General features: G+C 71.0%; 2 protein-coding genes. Both read left to right on the forward strand.

The window, feature by feature from the left end; genetic code table 11:
* A partial coding sequence (locus DY245_RS45455; RefSeq protein WP_220377978.1) for a transposase occupies nt 1–240 on the forward strand: 240 nt, incomplete at its 5' end.
* A complete protein-coding gene (locus tag DY245_RS32755; protein ID WP_220377979.1) occupies nt 126–698 on the forward strand; it encodes an IS5 family transposase in 573 nt (190 codons plus the stop codon). The genes DY245_RS45455 and DY245_RS32755, both read left to right, overlap by 115 nt.
* The last annotated feature ends 12 nt before the right edge of the window (nt 699–710 follow it).

Consider the following 710-nt stretch of genomic DNA (forward strand, 5'->3'; position numbering starts at 1 on the left):
GCCGTGTTCACGGCAGTGGTGTACGCGCTGACCAGCGGCTGTGCCTGGCGGCATCTGCCGCCGACGTTCGGCACGTCGCCCGCCACCGCGCATCGCCGCTTCACGGTATGGACCGAGGCCGGCCTGTGGCGTCGGCTGCACCGGGCGGTGCTGGACGAACTCGGGGCCCGCGGCGAGGTGGACTGGACCTCGGCGATCGTCGACGCGGCCTCCGTTCGCGCCAAAAGGGGGGATCGCTGACCGGGCCGAACCCGGTCGATCGCGGCAAGAAGGGCAGCAAGCTGCACGTGCTGTCCGATGCCCAGGGCATCCCGCTCGCCGTCGCCGTGTCCGGCGCGAACATGCACGACAGCCTCGCCCTCAAGCCGCTCATCCGTGGCATACCCGCCGTCCGGTCCCGCCGGGGACCACGGCGGCGCCGACCCGTCAAACTCCGCGCGGACAAGGCGTACTTCTCCGCCGAACACCTGGCCTGGCTGCGCGAGCGCGGGCTCGTCGCGCGCATCGCGCGGCCCGGCATCGAGTCCGGCGAACGCCTCGGTCGGCACCGCTGGAAGATCGAGCGGCCGATCGCCTGGCTCTTCGGCTACCGCCGCCTCACCGTCCGATACGAACGAAAGGGCTCGCACTTCCTCGCCTTCCTCGGCCTGGCCGCCGCCCTGACCTGCTACAAGAAGCTCGCGAAACTTGCCACGTGAGACACCCTCTAA

This window comes from Streptomyces inhibens (assembly GCF_003389455.1).
Classification (GTDB): Bacteria; Actinomycetota; Actinomycetes; order Streptomycetales; family Streptomycetaceae; genus Streptomyces; species Streptomyces inhibens.